Source organism: Segetibacter sp. 3557_3 (assembly GCF_004354985.1).
GTDB lineage: Bacteria > Bacteroidota > Bacteroidia > Chitinophagales > Chitinophagaceae > Segetibacter.
Genome location: NZ_SMSK01000003.1, coordinates 41,292 through 63,631 on the forward strand (window position 1 = coordinate 41,292; position 22,340 = coordinate 63,631).

Here is a 22,340-nt window from a genome sequence, read left to right on the forward strand (position 1 = left end):
AAAAAATAAATAATCTGAAGCATAAAGTATAGCAATGCCTTATTCAGCAAGAATTACCGACTTACATGTATGTCCGATGGTAACGGGCCTGGTACCGCATGTAGGTGGCCCCATATTGCCACCAGGCAACGTAACGGTTTTGATTGGCGGCTTACCCGCAGCTACCGTGGGTGATATGTGTGTTTGTACCGGTCCTCCCGACAGTATTGTAAAAGGATCGGCAACGGTGATGATTAATAATAAACCGGCTGCCAGGATGGGAGATTTAACTGCACATGGCGGCTCGATCGTGCTTGGATGTTTTACCGTAAATATTGGAGGTTGATATGGATAATTTTTCAGATGATTTTGTTGGCCGTGGTTGGAAGTTCCCGGTTGAATTTAAGAAGAGTACCAACAGCGTGGAAATGCTAACGGGCGAAGCGGATATTAAGAATAGCCTTGATGTGCTTTTTGCAACTAATGTGGGTGAGCGGATTATGCATTCAAGTTATGGATCGGCCTTGTCTACTTTTTTATTTACACCGGTAAACAGGAGTACACTTACTTACATGGAGGCAATTGTAACAGATGAAATACTTTTTAACGAACCACGGATTGTGTTGCAAAGTATAAAGATCCAGATTGCAAGGCATGATCCGGGTCAACTGAATATCCTGATCGACTATAAAGTGACTGCAACCAATAACCGATATAATTATGTATATCCGTTTTACCTGCGTGAAGCAACAAATTTGGAGCGGTAATTCAGCGCCTGATTACGGTTTGCGATTATCGCTATAGAAAATTTTATGGCTATGGAAACTAACCTGACAAACCTTGGCGCTATATTCAAACAGGAGGGAACATCAAGGTTTGAGCGATATACACCAAATTTAAACCCTAAAAAGGTTGCTGTTGACAACCGTAAACTGGAAGACTTTATCGTTTATGCCCAACGTTATGCAAAAAACGTAAGGTTTGTTAATACGGAAGACGAGGATGCCCCGCAAGATGAAACGTGGGAGTCCTTTTTTAAAGATGATATTGTTTTGTTGATTGCCAATATCGCTACGCGCAATGTTGCTGCTCACAAAACAACTTATGACCACCTCTCGACCAAATTTCTTGAGAAAACAACGATTGACCACTTTCGGGAACTTGCCACATTCGTACTTTCCGGTTTTCAGCGGTTGAACAGCTGGTATTATGGGGCTCCCACCGAAAGTAGTTTGAGCCAGGATCTTCGGCTATATATAAAGTCGTACCTGAGAAAAGAATTGATCCAGCTTAAAGAGGTATTTTTTTATCTAAACCAGCTTGAAAACAGGGGGTATACTCCGGAAGATTTTTACCTTGATCTTTTTGACAACAGTCACCTGCCCGAAATTTCTGCGCGACTAAAAACATACAGAACAAAAGGCGCAGATGGAAATGACGATTTCCGGTCCACGATATTGCAGTTTATTCAAAGACTCATTAACCGCGATAACGTTTGGTTATTGCCGGATAAACAAAATACCCCTCTTCGCGAACACCTATTTGCCGGCGCCGACCAGACTGAAAAGCTCCTTAATGCGGCCGTGCGGCTCAACGCCATTTTCGAAAGTGTGTTTTATGCAACAGAATCCATAAGTAACTCTTGCCAGCTGTACCTCAACGATACCATCAACAACAAAAATGATCATGCCCCACACGTTGCTTTCCTGGTGACCTTTCTCAAGTTGTTTAGTCATGTGCAGGATTCAATGAATGAGCTCCCTGCCAAACACCTCGATTTTTACTATGAAGAGGTCTTAAAGATTAAAAAGAAAGCGGCTGTTCCCGACCAGGTCTTTGTAATTTTTGAATTAGCTAAAGGGTTTACAAATGGTGAGGTAAAAAAAGGTGCTGCACTTGCCGCCGGAAAGGACGCAAAAGGAAGGGACCTGATGTATGAACTGGACAAAGACATTGTGATCAACAAGGCAGGCGTTCATACCATGAGCACCATTTTTATTGAAAAGGATACCCAGGCCCCGCCTTTAACTTATAACTATTATCACCGGGTATTGCTATCAGCCGGGGTGCCAACCGGCAGTGTTAATGCAACATGGAAGCTATTTGGTGCGCCATCGAGGGACGATATTGGTGAAATCGGATTTGCAATCGCTTCAACGCAATTTTATCTGGCTAAAGGCGAACGGACCGTGACGGTGTTGTTTGAGCTTGAGGAAGACGTAACCGAAAGCCAGTTTGATGCCGGGGTAATAAAGTTGCTTCTTAGTGGTGAGAAGGGCTGGCTTACCAGTGATGATCCGAAAAACAATATCAGAGTTCTTTCGCTCAAGAAGAGCAGCGATAAAATTCTTGAACTACAGTTTGTGATATCTATCCTGCAAAGTCAGCATATCGTTGCTTATAATCCCGAGGTTCATCCGGGAGGCTTTAACACCATTTTTCCCGTATTGCAGTGCATATTAAAATACCCTGTTCAGGGAAGTCCTGGTTTAGAAAATGAAGACTGGCAGAACAAGATCGTGCAGTTGAATATACTGCAACGCTTACGTATCATTAAAACAGCCATTTTGGTTCAGGTGGGCAGTATTAGTTCGTCGGTGAGTTTTAACGGGGTTACCGATCTGCTAATCGAAAACCAGGAGTCTGTTCTGGATCCTAAAAAGCCATTCTATCCGTTTACACCTTTGCCAAAGGTTGGTTCAACCTTTTATATCGGCTGTAAAGATTTGTTTTATAAACCTATTGATACGCTTTCGCTGAATATTGAGTGGATGTTACCGGATGATTTTGACTCGCACTATCAAAGTTATCTGCCCCCATATGACACCAACAAATTCATGGCGTCGGTAAGCAAGCTCAAAAACAGGTATTGGCAAAAAATGAAAGATGTGTCGATCATCGACGTTGATACAAAAAGCCCTGGATACAAAGTAATTAAGCTCGACTTGCAGCAGGAGCAAATGGATATGCTTGCAGATGATCCATTTAGTGTGCCTGCATATGACAATTCCAGGAAGGACGGTACGCTGCAGTTGAAGCTAAACTATCCCGATTTTGGGCATACCATCTACCCCCAACTGATTACATCTGCGGTTATGGAGAAGGCGTCGTCAAAATCATCTTCTGTCGATTTTTACAAAATCGTAAAAAAGGAACTCCGGGACTCAACAATTTCTATAAAGCTACCTGACGACATCAGGGATCGCAATGGTCCACTCAGGGTTGTTGTTTATGATGTACTTGAACGGGTGAACAATGATGCGCAGGCAAGAACAATGATGATAAACGGGCTTGGTAAACTCATTCGTAATGTAAATGGGAGCAATGTAATTTTTAAGAAGGAAAATGCGGAAGGGCAGGAAGAGACCGGTATTGAGACCACCAATGCTACACTGGTAAATGACGACAATATCATTGAACGTTTCCTGGGCTTGTTAAAGCGCATACGGGTTATCTCAAAAGATGTGCACCATGATAAAGACCGGGAAACAGCATCTGATATCATAGACGATGTAAAAGATAAAATTAACTCACAAGCAGATTTTATCATGCCTTCGGATCGCGAGATGATTGCGGTAATTAGTAATGAAACCAACGCGGCAATTACTAAAACGGTGATTAATGTAGTTGAAGAGCTGCTTGAATTGAGAAAAAATACGAATACTCCACCGGGTCCCGAAGTAGTATCGAGGGTTCTGAGGAAAGAAATTGATGATGCGAACGAAGTGATTAACGACATGATTGCAAAAAAAATTGCTATCATCCTATCGGCTAACGAGGTGCCAAAGCCGCCTTATACCCCTTTAATCAACGCTATTTCCATCAGTTATACTTCGCATAAGAATTCAGAAGATGGGGGTGACCAGTTTTTTTACATTACGCCATTTGGCGTGACCGAAATTGACCTGCTCAACAAAGCGCCGGCGAGTGATGCATTAACAACAAAATATATTTTTCCCCGTTCGATTGTTACGAACGATCCTCATAAAGGAGAAATGCAGGGCATGTTGTTTATTGGCATAAGCAACATGGAAGTAAGCCGTAACCTGTCGTTACTGGTGCAGCTTGCAGATGGTACCCGGTTGAATGATAAAGAGCCGCCTTCCCTTAAGTGGTGGTACCTTCGAAACAGTAAGTGGATACCGTTGAACGAAGATGCGATTATCAGCGACAGCACTTATGGCTTCCAGGTTTCCGGTATTCTTGAACTGTCGATACCTTCTGATGCAAACAATAACAATGTTCTTTTTAATACGAGTTCGCTGTTCTGGCTTTGTGCAAGCGTTTCGAACGACACCGATGCATTTCCAAACCTAATTGCAATAAAAAGCCAGGCAGCAGTGGCTACCTTTAAAGATCGTGGTAACGATCCGATGCACCTCGCACTTCCACTTGAAGCCGGGAGAGTAAAAAACCTCGCCGATAAAGTGCCCTTTGTAAAACGGGTAGAACAGCCTGAGTCGTCTTTTAACGGAAGGGTCAGCGAGAACCAGGATGCCTTTTATACCCGGGTAAGTGAACGTTTGCGGCACAAAGGAAGGGCAATCTGTAATTGGGATTATGAACGGATGGTACTGGAGCAATTTCCCTTTTTGTATAAGGTAAAATGTATCAACAACTACCACAGCGGCCAGTTTGCTGTGGGCCATATAACCCTTGTTCCGATCACGGACCTCCGGAACAAAAACTATCCGGGCAACGATATTCTCTTCCCAAAAACAAATTACCTCGACTTAAGGGCAATAGAAAAGTTTGTTGTTGCAAAGGCTTCGCCCTTTGTAAAAGTTCACGCAGTTAATCCACAGCTCGACCATGTGCTGATCAACTGTAAAGTAAGGTTTCATACCGGTGTTGATAAAGGGTTTTACCTCCAACGGCTTAATGATGACCTCGTTCAATTCTTAACCCCATGGGCGACCGGCGACATGGAAGCGATCTCATTTTCGGGAAAGATTTTTTCCTCCGGTATCATCAGCTTCATCGACAAGCGGGAGTATGTAGACTATGTTGCAGAACTGGTGATGCGGCAGTATAACGACGATGATGTTGGTACGAGGGTGTTTGTTAAGGAGGGTGATCAGTTAACATCACTGGTGGAAACACAGGTTACAACCAATCACTCCATTCTTGTATCTGCACCCAGGCACGAGATAGAACTTATTGAATAAGACGGACGGCTACGGGTAGTTTTTTAGCCTAAACTGTAAGCAGGAAACTGAAGCTGTTGCAACAAATAAGGAATGCCAGAGATACCAATCATAAACAGGAATAACGCACTTCCTCCTTCTGAAGATTATGACTTCTTAAGGAAGGAAGCCATTCAGTTTATCCAGCGCCTTTCCGGAAGCGTTTGGACAGACTATAATACCCATGATCCTGGTATCACCTTACTGGAGGCAATTTGCTATTCGTTGACTGACCTTGGTTACCGCACATCTTTTGATGTTAAAGATCTGCTGGAGCCGAAAACCGGTACCCCGGAAAGTCGTGAAGCCTCGTTTTATACGGCAGGTGAAATCTTGCCTGTAAACCCGGTTACACTTACTGATTTTAGAAAGCTGGTGATTGATACTGACGGGGTTAAAAATGCATGGGTGGAGATCAGTGATGAATATGAAACACCTGTGTATATCGTAGAAAAAAGTGCGGAGCGTAAAGCGGGTGATCCCTTATTTGAACTTACACAAGATCCTACCAGGGGAGCACGTTTACTGCCGTTAAAAGGCTTGTATAAGGTGTACCTGGAGTATGAGAGTGACGTGTTGGACGAGCAGAGAGAAGATGAAGTTGCGAGCCTGGTTGGTCAGAAACTTAATGCACATCGCAACCTGTGTGAAGATTTTGTAAGTATTACCGCAATAGAGTATGAACTATTTCAGATAGAAGCCGTCCTACAGGTGAACGAAGGTACCGATATAGATAAAGTTCATGCCCGGGTGTACCAGGTGATAGAAAATTTCTTGTCGCCGCCTGTGACGTTTTACAGTCTTCAACAGATGTTGGACAAAGGCTATTCAGTTGATGAGATATTTGAAGGTCCTAAACTTAGATATGGTTTTATCGATGCAGGCGAACTGGAAAAGTCGGAACGTTTTAAACACTTTCACCTTTCTGATATTATGCGGCTGATTTCCGACATAGAAGGGGTGATCGCTATTAAGAAGTTCGCGATGCCCATCGAATCCCAATCGCCGCTTGCCGACTTTACGGACTGGATAGATAAGGCAAAAGACCGGCAAAAAACACCGAAGCTCGATATTGATCATTCCATTATTACTTTCATCAGGAGTGGTGACCGGCATCGCTCAGCGTCTGATAAAAAGCCATCTCCACATCGGGTAAAATCGATTTATCAGTTCCTGCAATCTTCGATGTTTCAATCGAGGTTAAAAGGTTCAGGTCATGATATCAGCGTGCCAACGGGCGAATACATGCAGGTGGACGAATATTTTCCAATGCAACATACGTTGCCTGCAGCATATGGAATGGCGGAACGATATATAGATGTAAACATTGATGAAGGCTCGATAAGAGCTGCGCTGCGACAGGTAAACAAGGCGAATGTGGAGGATCGCAGCCAGGGAAACATGGCGCAACAAAACGCATTGCCACGCAAAATGCTCAATATTGCAGAAGCGACTTCGACTGTGCTAAAAAAGCCTGTTGGGGAAATTACCGGGAAAGAAAAAAGCATCAACAATAACATCGACGAAATTAAGTCGGCCTACTATCAACTCCAGATTTCGAGCCTCGACAAAAGAAAGAAGTTAGCGTTGCAGCTCCGCGGCTTTCTGATGGTTTTTGAACAAATCATGGCCGACTACCTTTCCCAACTTTCAAATGTCAGGGAGTTGCTTTCTTTCAGAGAAGGCACAAAGCAAACCTATTATCCACAACCATTACACGGTATTAACGACATTGAAGCACTTTTTATAGACTACAACAGGTACAAGAAATCGCTCCTGCAACTTGTGGAGTCTGAAAACGAATTTTTACATCGGCGAAATGCGGTACTTGACCACCTGATGGCCAGGTTTTCAGAATCAATGGCGAGGTACGAGGCTTATGTTCAACGTACATTGAAGAGCCAGGCTGATGAGCGATTACGAGCCGATAAAAGTCTATTCCTATCGGATTATATCAAGATCAGTAATTATCGCGGAAGTGGGTTTGATTACACAAACGGGGCTGATATAAATGCAGCAACCTGGGAGAACGATAACGTAGAAGGTTTCAAGAAACGCGTTTGCAGGCTATTGGGTATACGGGATTATACCCGTAAGATTATTGCCTCCGACGCCATTTATATTGCAAAGACCGGGATTGATGAAAACATCACCCGCTTTGAGGTTGTGCTTGCAGACCCGGATGACAGGGAACGTATTCTTTTAAGAAGTAGAGCCTACGAATTTGAAAGTGAAGCGCGTGAAATTTTAAATTACATGCTGGAGAATGGTGCCGAGACTCGTTTGTACGAGCGTTCTGAATTAAAGAATGAACGGGCTTACAACCTGGTAAAAATGTCAGAGGAAGACGATAATGAAGTAATTGCCGGCATGGAGTTCCACAATAAAGATGAACAACAACTGAGAACTGATTTTGAAGAATCCTTTAGTCGAACAATGGATGTGCTCAGTTTGATGTCTGAAGCTGAAAACTTTCACGTTGTTGAGCATCTGCTACTAAGGCCAAAAATCGGGGAAAGAGAGAGTACCAGGAAAAAGGGGCAAGTGCTAAATGCAGATGTTGTGGAGTTACTCCCGTTGAATGAGCTCGGAAACAAAACAATCGTGTTGTCTGGAAGCGCGCAGGAATCAATATACCAGTTCAGGATTGCGGAAATTAAAGAGCAGAAAAAAACTGACAAAATTAAATGGCGCCTAAGCCTGGTTAAGGCAGATGAAGTCAATGAAATATTGCTGGTTCATGAAGAATTTACGTTTTATAAGCATGTCACCCGTCGGATTGACTACATCCGGAACTTCGGCTCCGACCGGTTCAATTATAAAGTAAGCACTACAGCGGACGGACGTTTTACCTTTAGCATTGTTGATAAAGATCGCCAGCTTGCAGCGTCAAAAAAGAACTTTCGATTACAGGATGAGATGGAAGCAGAGATCATGAGGCTGGTTGAGTTTTTCTCTTTTGAGGCTTCCCCGGTTGAAGAGGAAGACGATGGTTCTGCAGAAGTGATTGCTCTTGCAGATCCATATTCGTTTAGGGTCACGGTAGTTTTGCCTTCGTGGCCAACGCGATTTCGCGATCCCACATTTAAACACTTGCTTGAGAAAGCATTGTACATGGAATTGCCCGCACATATCCATGCACAGGTATATTGGGTCGATCATTTTCGTATGAAAGAGTTTGAAGAAGCTTACCGGCTATGGATCCAGGCTCTAGCGGAGGATGAAATTCCGGATACAGAGATTGTGAACAATATGGTTTATGCTTTGAAACTATTGAAAAGCTAAGCTACCATGGCGAATCATGTTGTAAATAGACAGTGTTTTGATTTTGATTGCGGGAGCGAGTCAACAGCACGGCTTGTCCGTTTTGAATTTGAGCATTTCACACTTCCGACCATCAACCATATCGCCAGTTCAGTGTTCGAAAAGATGGATAGCGGTTCAGACGTTCGGCTCGATAAGGTATTTATTGACCTTGGCAATGTGACTGTAGCAGAATTTGGAAACGAAGAAATGATTGCCAAATTCGGCAGCATCCTCGAGGCGACCATATCGGCGCAATCATTAGAGTTGCCGTATGCCGTTACCGAAGACGTAAAGCCACCTGGTGACCGGCAACAGCAGGTACTCAGGAGTCTCCTGCTTAATGGCGACCTGCCGTGGTGGGTTGACAAGGCTGAACTACCATCACCCGATGAGTTCCTTTCAAGATTGCTTTCTGAAAATCCGCATGCAACTAAAGAAATCTTGTTGCTCAGTGAAACCAACCCTGCCGTATTAACCCGCTTATCCACACAGTTTAAGTATCAAACGATTAGGAAACTACGGGCTTTGCCTGGTGATGAAGCTACTGGCTTCAGGAAGAGGTTAAGTGAGGAGCAAAGAGGCCAGTTCTTTGCGAAAGGTGCTTCTGTACTCACTGCTGGTTCAAACGGCGAGGAGTTTAGTTCCGATGAAGAAGGGACAGGCGAATCGATCTTTAAAGTGATGCGGTACTTTGAAAATAACCACCAGGCGCACTTGTTCCTGTCGCGGTTCTTTGCGCTAACTACACCCAATGTAGACAGCTACGACACAACTGATCCGGTGGAAATGCCGGGACGGACTAATCAAAGAAGGCAGCGAAAGCGAGGTTTACGTACGATGGTTAAGAGGCTCTCCCAAGTTCAGCTGCGTTTCTTCTTTTACTTGTGGAATAATGATCAGGGTAAGCGACTATTAGCAGAGTTGAAATTGCTGGAGGAGGAGGACCCATTAAAACAAGAGGGCAACATCCAGGCTGGAGGCTATATACCTGATGATAGTTTAAGTCAGTCATCCTATGCTTCTTACACACAAGAACAATCTAAAGGCGATTTAGGCAGGGCTTATCCAAAAGGGATCACTTTAGTAGGAACACAGAAAGACCATCAGCCGGAATCACTGACAGACCTTACCACTTTGGAAGTGGCAGCTAAAGTACAGGAGCAGACCCCGGTTGACCTATCAATTCAACTTGCGGAAGCATCCATTTACGACTTGATGCAGGCAGATGTGCCCAGGATTAGTAGTGATCCGATTGCAAATGCTAGTCTTAACTCACCAGCTGCAACAACCCAGGATGCCGGGCAAAAGGATCGTTCCCTCGTCGATCATGTTGCCAGTGACGAACGGGCTAATTTAAACTTTCGAGACCGTGGGCAAGGGCCAACGATCCAGGTTATATCGCAACCTGAACCTGAGCGATTAGCACCGGCCCCCCATTCCAACACAAACGAGGAAACGGATCGTAATTCACTACCCACATCAGACTATCGAACGGAAAAGGACCTCAGCAACGATTGGCAGGAAAACCCCAAACAACCCTTGTCGGCATCGGGGGCCTCTTTTCTCGAGCCCGGTCAGGTATCGGCCACAAACAAGGCGATGTTTCATCAAGAAGCGGATCGTTATCAAGGTGAACTCGTAAGCAGGGTTGAACACGTTGATCCGTTTACCATCGGTCAGGCTAATATCTTGGAAGGGACGGAACCTGCAAGCAACCTTACCGATTTATCCTTACCCGCTACACCGGATGAGATACCCAGCTTTGCGAGTCAGACAACTGGTGAAGTGAGCGTAATGCGAGAAGTGATTAGTGGTGATGAGCGCACCAGTAATGCAATCAAACCAGGTGATTTGAGCTTTGGCGAGACTCTGGAAAAGAGTAGTTTCAGCAATGCTGTAACATTGGAAAACTCGAGTTGTGCCCATGTAGTTGCGGCCACCGCAAACGAGGAGGTTCCAAAACCCCCGGGAGCTTTCGCCGGAAAGGAGGACAACAATAAACACCGTAAAGTTCCTGTAAGCAGTACCAGTTTTGAAGACTTTGCTTACTCCATGGGTAGCGCGGAGGCACTAAGTGATACTAAAGGTGGACCGGTGTCAGAACCGGGTGTTTCAGGGGAACGGGCTTCTGAACCTGCTGCGGCCCAAATGGTAGACAAAGCAAAGCCCCTGTCGCCTACCGACGAAGACACACGAAAAAGGAACCGGGTTCTCTCAATCAGCAGCAAGCTGAAATTCAACCATCCCGTAATTGTTAAATACCTTAACCAGCTCAATGATGATGAACTTATCGCACTGGACAGGTTGTTAGAAGCTATACCAACGGAAGTCAGGGATAAAAAGCGACTGGTGGATGCACTTGTTTCCCATCCCCAATTACTACAACATAAGATTATTCCATTGCTTTTTAGCGTATCGTTTAACGAGACGCCACCCGAACAAAATCAGGACTCAACAGGGGAGAAAGACGGTGTGAAGTCGCTGCACCAAAGATTACACCACTTCCAGGAAGATCTTGAACTGATACTTAATACATTGTCCGATACACAAGCCTTGATCTTTGAAGACGTGATCCATAAAGCACGTTTTAACACGACCGTCGAACAGAACCTCTTCCGAAAGATACTGAACAAGCTCTCTGCTGAAAGTCTGAGGCTGCTCCAGAAGTTCGTTGAACTTTCTCCTAAGCAATTACAAGAGGTTATTTCGCCCATCAACTTGCCCGGTACACAGCAGATTCGCGGAGGCACAACCTTCGCGATCTCGTCAAGTGGAAAGTACCATATTGAAAATGCGGGTTTATGTCTCATTGCGCTTTACCTGCCCACTTTTTTTTCCAATATAGGTTACCTGGAGCAGCGACAATTCAAACATAAAGGGGTTGCAATTCGCGCACTATACCTGCTGCAATACATGGCAGCGGGCGCCGGCGATAGCCCCGAGTACCTCCTGCAGTTGAACAAGTTGCTATGTGGCTTTGAGGTAAATGAGCCCATAGAAATAAAGGTGCGACTGAAGCGGAAAGAATTGACGGAAGCAGACAACCTGGTGGCTGCCGTGATTGCCAACTGGAATGCTTTAAAAAGCACCTCGGTCACCGGGTTTAAGGCTTCGTTTTTACAGCGAAAAGGTATCCTTACAGAAAATGAGACCGGGTGGACCCTTCAAATTGAACGACGGGGATTTGATATGCTGCTTGCAACCCTTCCCTGGAACTGTACTATGATCAAACTTCCCTGGATGAAAAAGATGATCCATGTGGAATGGTAAGTGAGTTGGTTAACAATCTGTAGATTTTGAGTCTTGATCGCAACAGTGGCTACGAATTGAGACAGTTGACCGCGGCAATGTTCATAGGGTGATTCAGCCCTGTGCACCAAAGCATATTGATCTGCAACTTCCGTTGCATCGAATTAGTGCGGCGTCAATTCGAAATCTCTGCAAATTGTTAGTATATTAAAACACGATGAAGCAAGAACATTTACGGAACGATAAAATGCGCTACTATGTCAGCTAAGAAATGGATTTGCCAAACCGATCGGTCCCATATTTATAACGAGGCCACTGATGATTATTTCTGTCCCCAGTGCCCGGCAAACGGCGATATTGGCATACTTATCCTTGAATCAGTTTCGCCATCACACGTTTCGCTAACCTCTCCTGTAAACGGTCAAAGATTTAATGAAGGCAGTACAATTACGATTGTTGTTGACGCGACGGTTGCAAATGGCAGTATTAGCCGGGTAGAAATTTATGACCGCGACAAAAAGATTGATGAAGCCACAACTCCACCATATACGTTCAATTACCAGAACGTTAGCCAGGGCGGTCATAGCCTTACTGCAAGGGTGTGGGATAGCAGGGGTGCGAGCGTAATTTCTGATGCAGTAAATGTGAGTGTTGTAAAGGTACCCGGAGAAGAAGTCGGGCTTAGTGTTATTCTAATGGATGCCTCGTCTTCTATGACCGACCCCGCATTCGAAGGCAGCCCGCTGACAAGGGTACGGCTGGTAGCAACCAGCGCGGCCCATGGCATCTTCGACCTGCAACGCATGCAGAACAATCCTAATGCTTATGTAGCCGCTTTTAAGTTCGACGATCGGGTTGAATTAATGTTTATGGAGTCGGTTGCTCACCTGATCAACAGGTTTGATAAAGACGTAAATAAGTTTTCCAACTATATCTACGATGAGCTATATAAAATGCAGCAGGGCACAGATATTAACCAGGCCCTGATGCATGCACACACTTTTGTAAGCAAGTTTCTTAGCCATGAGTTGTCCGACTTTCCAGTCAACAAATACAAGATCATGATGCAGCGTATACTCAAATACGCTTCTGCAGACTCTGTGTCCATTGCAAATATCCGGGTGCTTATTTATACAGATGGCATGCAGTACGACGCTATCGGCAGTAAGGTACTACGGTCGAACCCCTTTGTACAATACCCAATTGAGGGACTTAACCATGATATTGTAATCGGAGCTTTTTTTGGAAAGGAAAATGACGAAGGTTGTAAGGAATTAAAGAGCCTGTTGAGCAGGTGTCCTATCCATGATGAAGTGCAGTTTTTCCTTTTTGATGATCCGGGCAAAATCAGCAGCCTGAAATACCTGTTCCGTATGGCTTCCGGAGCTTCCGGTTTTTGTCCGAAGTGCCTGGAAAAAGAATTGAACAGGTAGTCGCTCTTATACCATCTTAAACTTACCGAAGGCTAGGTAATTGAAGCTCTCGTTCCTGCCTATCATCGGTCACCATGACTTGCTGGTTATTAGTTGTATCGTTATCGGTTGATAAACCTTCCCGAACCAACAGCTTCATTGCCGAAAAACGCGCAATGAGCAATTGGCTTGATAAACCTTCTCTCACCCCATTTGCAAGCTGAGCTTTTAAGACCTGGTACTGCTTGAATGCTTTACTGTAACACCTGAGCCGGTCATTTTAATTACAGCGCGCTCAGGAAAATGAAATGATAAACCTTGCATTTGCTATTGTATAAACGCGCTTACTTTCTTATATTTCATAGAGCGAAACAACAGCAGTTTTCGGCGCAGCTTATTTTGTACAACAAAATGGAATTTGCTGGTTTAATCAGGAAATTATTAGTGACTACTTATTTAATTATGTGGATTGGAGCCTGCCCGCTACGCAGTCAACCGTTCCCTTAGGCCTTTATTCAGCGGGCTTGTCCAACATAGTACAACCGGCCAACTCACTGAACAAACGCCTTAGTGAACAAGCCCCGTGGTAGAATGCTGGACCTTAAACACTTTGCTTAGCAAGCAGTAGTTGTCGCCAGACTGAACTGTTCCGTTCTGGTTGGCGAGGGGGCTTTGCAATTATCATGGTGATTTGCCGGGCACCAGGGATCGGAGTCGCCAGCACGAAAGCTTGTATTCAGCGTTCAAAATGCCCTGCCGTAGATGCCCATTAATTATGCAAACAATAGCAACATCGAAGGCTCGAAGCAAGTTGATTTTGCCGGTGATTGCTAACAATCCGATTGCCAAGCTGCAACGCACCGTACAACTGAACAATATGATCGAAGCATAGAATTCAAACAACCAGACTATCCAGAGATCTATTCAATCAAAAAACGAACAATTGCAAAATAAAACCACTGCGGCGCTGCAAAGACCTGCTGAAAACATCGGAAGCTACTTTACATGCGAAGTTTTGATGACTGCAGGTCCTAGAAAAAAATTTATGGATGATCCCGGCTCAGACATTGACCTTGGCGAAGATGTATGCGGGTTTATATCAACCTCCTCCGAAATACTCTCCTGGTTATTTGATGGTACGTCGGACCTCCACTGCCTTAAAAATCCGGCTAGTAATCGCGAGTATTTTTCAAGCCGGTTATTGGCACAGTGTCTCTCCAACACCCTAAAAAGAGCTTACCTGCAACAACCAGCAACTTCGCTGGATGAATTGGTAGCTTCAGCCATCTTAAAGGTCAGGGACGATTGGCGGGAGGTGCTGAATGGACTTCCCGAAGAGGAAAAAGATCTCCTTACCAGCAACATCAACAACAAGAATTTTCCTGAGTGTGCCGCTACCATCATGGCTGCACGATTTTCATTGGATGGGTCACTTTCTGTCTACCGGTCTGGTGATTCAAAAATGTTGCTGTTTGAGTCTGCCGGTAATAGTATCAATCATCTTGACACCAGCCTGGCTTCTAAAAATCCCGACAGCAACGACCGGATCTTTTTTCGAATGGTGCTCGACGCGGAAGGGGAGCTGGATATCGTATCAAATCAGCCCGACTATGAAGTTGTAAACCAGGAAGGAATAGGAACAATCATCTGCATGTCGGATGGGGTAGGGCTTTCGACGGAGATGTTGTTAAAGGAAGATTATGATCGTGATCCGCAAAAGGTTCGCGATGAAATTATTTATCAATCGCAGGGAACCCGCGATGACAAGGTGATCTGCTTTATTGAACTAAATAGGCGATAGTGTTCAATTGCATCTGCTTGCAAAAAAGAAACATTTTATTATCCAAAGCAACAACCGACAACAGTCATCATACTTTACTGACGTGCTTAAATTTTGACGGTCACATGGAAGTAATTATTAAAGAACGAACGTACCAATATACCTCCGACTACCCGGAGGGTTGGCATTTCTCTAAAGGTGATTACTTTAAGTTTCCTGTAGAAATTGGTATTCATAAGTGCTTTATCAAGCGTTTTAAAATTAAGTCGCCGGAAAATATTTCGGGTTGGAAGTTTCTTGAGCAGATCAGGGGTAAATACGCCGCCAATCTGCCAAGGGTTCACGACATTGTTTGTGAGCAGGAACTGGGTACCGACATTTACTATGTATTCTATGAATATATCGATGGGGAAACGCTGCATCATATCATTGGCATGCATGGTGAAATAAACCTTGAGCGACTTACCGACGATTTGTTCAATGCGCTACATTCCTTGCATCAAGCAGGATTCTGGTTTGCCGACTTCGATGAAAGAAACATTTTTTGCAACAGGCAACACAGCTTTTACCTTGTAGATATTGACAGTGTTCAACCATTAACCTTACGACCCGGAGCCGACATGTGGGGCAATCGTGACTATTGGGTACTTGTGCTTGAGTTTTACAAACGCATACTCGACAAACGGGCCATCGTGCCAGCCGATATCCCCGGCGACTGCCTGAACCACTTACAGGTAATTTTTCTATTGCTGCGACTCCGGATTTTTTACGCAAATAAAGAGCAGGAGTACAGGGAGCTGTTTAGCTTATTACCCGATTACCTCAATGAACTATCATCGCGTTTCAGGTCTTTGTTCGAAAACGCTTTAAGTGCACAATCAACAGCTGAATACCTAGATGATTTAAAACTACTGATAAGGCAGGAAATCTTACTGGCGCCTGAGTCACGCATGATCCGGTTATTAGCTGGTGATCCCCAAAGGGCTGTTCAACCCGTCATCCGGCTTTTTACGGTGCAGAATGCCGCAGAGAAAAATGACCACGATTATATTGTAATCAGAGACAATGCTTTTAGAATTACGTGGGATGTTGTAAATGCATCTAATATTGAATTGTACGAGGATGATGTATTGTATCGGCAGTTCACAAATGATGAGTCTTCAGTTGAAATTAAGTCCTCAGTTGCTCAGAAAGATGTGCTTCAATACACTTTGCTGGCCTCAGAGGGCAAGGCGAAAGTTACCAGTGAGCCAATAACTGTACATTTTCAATACAACACCCCGGTCATACACGACTTTGTATTGCGTCATGAGTCCGGCCGGGATAAAGATGCCTGGCTTGTTGAGAGTGAACAGCCATTTGAACTCGGGTGGAACGTTCAATTTGCATCCGACATCAAGCTTTTTAGAAACAGCGTTCTCATTAAAACAATGGTGCCAGCTGAAACAACAATTCAGCTGGCCGAAACGTATGATACCGATGAGTTGCCGGTTACCTTTGACCTGGTAATAGCCAACAAGGCCGGTGTAACTACAAGTGAGTCGGTTAAGGTAAAAGTAAAAAGACCAGCGCCCATAATTGTAGATTTTTATGCAGTTAACGCAAATAAGGGTACCCGGCAACGCGAATTTCAAAGTGGCGAAGCATTTTTGCTCCAATGGACGGTTTTAAATGCCCGTAACATCGATCTGTTTCGGAATGGTATTCCACACCGTTCATTAAAGCCATCTGAGACGGGGATTAACCTGGTAGAGCAACCAAAGGACCGGGATGTCAATACGGTTACTTACTTCATTAAAGCAAGCAACGATATTGAGGAAGTTCAAAGTAATGAGTTGCAGATCCGGATTGCTCGTCCTTCACCAGTTATTCGTTCGTTTAAAGCCAATAAAAAGCGGGTGCCTTCGGGAAAGCCAATTGTTTTTTCGTGGGAGGTAGAACATGCCAGTTCACTTACTGTTTACAGGAATGGCAACCATTACGTAAATCTCGAAGCTACCGGCAAACAGCTTGAACTTTCAGAAGAGCTCGCGGATGGGCATGATCAGACTTTCGAATACGCGCTTGTGGCGGGAAATCGGCTAACCAATATCAAGAGCGAGCCAGTCTTCGTAACAATTGAAGCGGCAAAGCCAAATACCTGGAAGCGCTACCTGCCGTATGCGGCTATCCTTTTGTTTCTGGTGTTGACTGGTGTATTCCTGAATAAGCTGTTCTCCGGGCGGACAGTTGATACTAAGGTTAGTCGAATCGAACCCGCTGCCATTTACGCCGATTCTTCTATCAGGATTATTGGTGGTGCGTTTTCACCCGACCAAAACATCAGGGTAGTTTTTGGCAGTACCCCGGGGGAGATAAGTTCCCGGTCGAAGAAGTTGTTGGTGGCAACAGTTCCTGGGATTAACAATGATCCTGCGCCCGACAGCGTCCGGGTAAATGTGTTCAATAAAGGGGATATCATTTTCTCAGCGGTGTTTCCCTTCATACCTTCCAACGACAAAACTAATGTTCCACTGCCCGGGACACTTGATGAGATCTGGGCAGGCGCATCTGGCACGTATCTGAGGCTTGACCTGAACCGAAAGGCAATTTTTATTGCTTCGGGTGCAAAGGAAACATTCAAACAGGAGAATATAGTGGATATTGAATTTCTGCGTTCTACCGCAACCTATAGGATAGCCACCCAATCGGTTGATGGCTTCCGATTATTGCAAATAAAAGATGTAGGCCCTGGGGGTTTTAGTCTGGCGGTATGTAATGGTTTTTTTAAGCGTATTGGAGAAGTTGAAAAAGCAAATTGCGTCAACTACCAGCAAATGCGTTTGTATTACGATAGTAAACCCGGGCTAATTTATTTGCCTGCCACCAATGCAGAAAAAACTGTCTTGCTCCACAATGATCAACAGCAAAAGCTGCAATCGATATTAGGTGCCGCGGAGAAGAATAAATTTGATGTAACAGTATTCAGGGCCAGCAAATTTCTTGATCCACCAAACAGTGAAATCATTACTGCAATGTTGCAACGATCCGGGAAAAAGCTTTCCATTAACCAGGTAAATACACCACAACTTTCATCTTCGAGCCCGTTCCAACGCAATTTTTTTACCATTGTTCCCACCCCCGCTTCCCCGGATCTTTCGAACGATAAGGCGGCCGATTGTAGTCGCACCTTTACTTCTTTAAACCAGGTCAGGCAGGCAGGCAGCCCTTTGCTTGTTTGTAAGCTTAATCTCGCCCGTATGGCGCTTACCAGCATTCCACGTGAGGTTTACAATTATAAAAACCTCAAGCTCCTGAACCTCGGCAAGAACCCTGTGCCGGAGACGGAAATTGCGGCTTTCAGGCAGGCAATGCCTGGCTGCACCGTGATCATTTTGCCAGCATCAACAACCCCACCCGATGTGCCGGTAGTCGCGGGAAGAAAAGATTTGGGTTATGTCTACTTCGACGCTTATAATGAGCTTGATGGAGCCGGAAAATCTAAGATCGACAGGCTTTCCAAATACCTGCTCGCAAATCCAAAAGCAAAAATTGAATTTCGCACAAATTGGAATCCTGGTAAGCCAGATGACATCACCCTGGCTGCAAACATTACTTTTCTAAAAAACTACCTTAAGTCGCAAGGCATAAGTTATACAAGTCCCCAGATTGATATCCAACTCGTATCAGATCCGAAATTGAAAAAAAACGTAAACGGCTTCCTTTTAACAGGTATTAGATTCACATCTGAATTCCAGGCAGCGAAATAATTGGTTATGAAAATAGTTGTTAAAGAAAGGCAGTATGAATTCGACCCGGAGTTTCCGCATGGCTGGACGAAATCATCCAATCACCATTACAAACCTGCTGTTGAAATAGGATCATATCAATGTTTTATTAAACGTTACCACCGGCAAACGGCAGAAAGCCTCCCGGGCTGGAATCTCCTGCTCCAATTGAAGGGGAAGTTTGAACCTAACCTGCCAAGGGTACAGGATGTGGTGCTGGATAGCACAAACGACGGAGATTTCTACTATGTCATCTACGATATGCTCCATGGAGACACACTAAGCCGGGTAATCGATAAAAACATTGAGGTTAACTTACAGAAGTTAACCGATGATATCATTAGTGCAATACTTTCGCTCGCAAAGAGAAATTATTATAACAACCCTTTTAGTGACGATGATATTTTCTACGACCGGAATCGAAACTTCTACATCACTGGCTTTGAAAATGCCAGTTCATCAAGCCCTGGGGTAACAGCAGGGCATGCCAAAAGCATCTACCGCCAACAAGTACTCCGTTTCTACCAAACAATTCTGCACGACGAACATGTCAGTGACAATGACTTAAATGGTGCCTCTGTCAACCTTCTGGAATTGGTTTTCCTGGTCATGCGTTTAAAAGTCTTTTATTCAAACAAACAATATGGTTATCATTCATCGGAGTTGCTCGCCAATCTTGCTTACTACCTTAATGAGACCTCTATCTATTTTAAAGACCTTTTCATCAAAGTAAAACAAAATGGTGCAACGTTTTTGAAGGCCGACGAGATAGGAATGCTTTCTGACCTTATCGTCGAGAAAATTGTAAATACAATTCACGTTCCCAGGTTGTCGGTGAGCCCACTCCAGGTCTTTACGGTTTCCGACTCTTCGGCGAAGCACCAGGACGATTTTATTGTTGAAAGCGGCAAGCCTTTTACCCTGCATTGGACATTGCACAATGCTGGAAAAGCTGAGCTATACAGAAATCACATGTTTTATAAGCTGTTCGGTCCGTCAGATAACGATGTAACGGTGAAAGAAAATTATGATGGTAAAGACAAGCGGGTTTCCTATACTTTAAAGGTGCCTGGAGAGTCGGGTGCACATGAGAAAACCTTAATGGTAATCGTAACGCCGTCGAAAAAGCCGGCTGCCGCTTATATCGAAAATCTTAGCATTAAAAACATTGAACCTGTAGATGGCGAGTATGTGGTTCCGGGCAACCAGGCGTTCGAATTGTCATGGAAAGCAGATGGTGCTGAAAGCGCAGAGTTATACCGGAACGGCATCGTGTACGAAGTGCTAAATCCAAAACAAAATTCGATTGTCTTAAGGGAAGGTTATGACGGTAAAGATAGAAAAGTGGAATATGCACTTCGTATAGCAAAAGGAGAGGACTTTGCCTCTGAACTGTTGAACGTCAAAGTTATCTCACCTGCCCGACGGGTTTTTATCGATCATTTCGAAGTAGTGAACTACCTGTCTAAAAACGGCGACAACTATATTGTAGTCAAAGGCAAACCTATAAAGCTTTCGTGGGTGGTAAGAAATGCTGAAACGGTAGAGTTGTTCAGGAATGAACAACTCTACCGGACCATTTCCCCGGGGACAAATACCATCGAGCTAAACGAAGCCAATGAGGTTACCGGAAAGATTGACTACACTTTGCAGGTCACAAATAGTGGCGAGGTAGAGATGAAATCGGTAGCGGTCAGTTTGAAACATCAGCCCTCGGCGATGCCAAAAATCAGCAGTTTCCTTGTAGATAATTTTGTGCGAAAGAACGATGACAATTACGCGGTGGATCTGTCTCAGCCTGTTCGGTTAACGTGGGAGATTGAGGGTGCCGATAAACTCGAGATCCACCGAAATGGAAGGCCCTGGAAGAAGGTTGCGCCTACTGCAAACCGGCTCGAAGTAATCGACAAATTCGAACCTGGTCAGAGTGCTATACGGTATGCTTTGCTCGCATCTGCTAATGGCAGCGAGGTTGCCCAAAAAGAGCTCTCCCTGGTGAATGGATCGCTTACCCAAAAAAAGCCACAGCGTGCCCGGAAGTTTCCTGTAGGATGGTTGTTACTGCTTTTCGTTGTGCTGCTTGCGGCTGTAGCAGCGATTTTTATTATCAGGCGACCTCCATCTGCGCCGGCATTTTCCGCGCTGAATGTCAACACAATCAGCAGGGGTCAGGTTATCGGGATTGCCGCAACCAACCTTTCGAAAGCTGATACTTCGGTTCAGGTGATGTTTAACCAGGTGCCCGCTGAACGCATCGATAAAACAGAAGACTCTCTACTTGTTACCGTGCCGGATCTCAACATCGACAATCTTCGTGTTGATGTAAATGTAGTTCTTAACGGAAAGACTTTCGACATTGCTAAAAACCTTGTCTACAAAGGTCAGCCTTTGACAACAAGTTGGTCCTTAATCCCGATTTCACGAACCCGGGTTTTCGAAAACGACACCATTGTTATCTATGGACAAAACATCCCATTCCGGGCTCTTGAACTTCGTTTCAACGACATTTCTGGTCAAATCTTATCAGGGCATAGCGACAGCATGAAAGTAGTCGTGCCGAAACTGCCCGCCGCTACTACTGAAGTTAACCTGGTTGCGCGGACAAATGACGAAACCATTATGCTCGCGGAACATGTCCCGTACAAAAAAGGGAACCCTGTTGTGGCAGCCATTATGCCGCTGCGCAAAGACAAAGTTGTTGCAAACCAGGTGATTACTATGTTCGGAAAAAATCTGCCAACCAGCCGCGGGGCAGTTCGGATTACCTTTAATGGTGTTCGGGCAGATTTGCTGACCGTTACAAAAGACCGGGTGCTTGCTCTTGTGCCTACACTGCCCGCGGGAACTACCCAGGTTAATATATTAGCTGCGCTCGAAGGGGTTGTTTTTACTGTAGCACAAAACATGCCTTATGAAGCTGCGGCAGCGCCGATACAGGAAAAGATCGTGCAGGTGCAACCATTAAGATTGTCAGCCCTTTCCGCTGGTCAAACCATTACCCTTTCCGGGGTCAATCTGCCTGCCGACGGTGGGGTAGAGGTGCACTTCAACGATTCACGCGGTAAGATTATCAGCCAAACGGCAGACAATATTACCGTTCAGGTTCCTTCACTTACAAACACGCAATCGGTAAGGGTTACTGTAACGGTTAACGGTAAAACCTTCCCGCTTGAGACGCTGGCGTATAACGGGCCAGCTACCCCAACCACGGTCATCAACCTGCGCGAACAAGTCACCGTTGTTCCAGCGTTTGACTCCAGGTTTCTTGGGGGTATAAATGATCTTAAAGTAACTGTAACAAACAAATCGTCTTTCACCATACTCCATGCTGTTGTAGAGGTATCATATCAACGGAAAAACGGTAAGGTGTTGAATACCGCCCAACTAACCTTCGACAATATTAAACCAAACAGCAGCCAGGAAAAAGATGGACCAAAACACGATAAGGGTGCAAAAGTCACAACACGGCTCATCTCTGTTTCTTCAAAAGAATTTGGAAACCAATAGCTTTTTCAATGCGGTCCGAAATGTTATACCGATAGCAGCTCACGCCTATGATTTTTTGGTTACCGGCAGATGTGCTTTCTCCGGCTCCGGTTGTGTCACTCACTTGTACGGCAACACCTTACTCGGCAGTAATTGCGCCAAAGGCAAAAGCAAT

Annotated in this window: 9 protein-coding genes; all 9 read left to right on the forward strand. The window is 44.7% G+C overall.

The features are described 5' to 3' along the window. Positions 1-34: 34 nt before the first annotated feature. Positions 35-325, forward strand: coding sequence for a PAAR domain-containing protein (locus EXU57_RS06640; protein ID WP_133267407.1), 291 nt, complete (start codon positions 35-37; stop codon positions 323-325). A 1-nt stretch (position 326) separates the two neighbouring features. Further along, positions 327-746 (forward strand): GPW/gp25 family protein, encoded by a 420-nt coding sequence (locus EXU57_RS06645; protein WP_133267408.1) that lies wholly within the window; start codon positions 327-329, stop codon positions 744-746. Between the two features lie 51 nt (positions 747-797). Further along, positions 798-5,147, forward strand: a complete 4,350-nt coding sequence (locus EXU57_RS06650; RefSeq protein ID WP_133267409.1) for a hypothetical protein — start codon at positions 798-800, stop codon at positions 5,145-5,147. Positions 5,148-5,219: 72 nt separating this feature from the next. Beyond that, positions 5,220-8,450 (forward strand): hypothetical protein, encoded by a 3,231-nt coding sequence (locus EXU57_RS06655; RefSeq protein WP_133267410.1) that lies wholly within the window; start codon positions 5,220-5,222, stop codon positions 8,448-8,450. Between the two features lie 6 nt (positions 8,451-8,456). Beyond that, on the forward strand, positions 8,457-11,741 hold the full coding sequence (locus tag EXU57_RS06660; protein ID WP_133267411.1) for a contractile injection system tape measure protein: 3,285 nt from the start codon (positions 8,457-8,459) through the stop codon (positions 11,739-11,741). Between the two features lie 236 nt (positions 11,742-11,977). Continuing rightward, complete coding sequence (locus EXU57_RS06665; RefSeq protein WP_133267412.1) at positions 11,978-13,153, forward strand: Ig-like domain-containing protein; 1,176 nt, start codon at positions 11,978-11,980, stop codon at positions 13,151-13,153. 922 nt (positions 13,154-14,075) lie between these two features. Beyond that, on the forward strand, positions 14,076-14,933 hold the full coding sequence (locus tag EXU57_RS06670) for a hypothetical protein (RefSeq protein WP_133267413.1): 858 nt from the start codon (positions 14,076-14,078) through the stop codon (positions 14,931-14,933). Positions 14,934-15,037: 104 nt separating this feature from the next. Beyond that, a complete protein-coding gene (locus EXU57_RS06675; RefSeq protein ID WP_133267414.1) occupies positions 15,038-18,661 on the forward strand; it encodes an IPT/TIG domain-containing protein in 3,624 nt (1,207 codons plus the stop codon). A 6-nt stretch (positions 18,662-18,667) separates the two neighbouring features. Further along, positions 18,668-22,186 (forward strand): IPT/TIG domain-containing protein, encoded by a 3,519-nt coding sequence (locus EXU57_RS06680; protein ID WP_133267415.1) that lies wholly within the window; start codon positions 18,668-18,670, stop codon positions 22,184-22,186. The last annotated feature ends 154 nt before the right edge of the window (positions 22,187-22,340 follow it).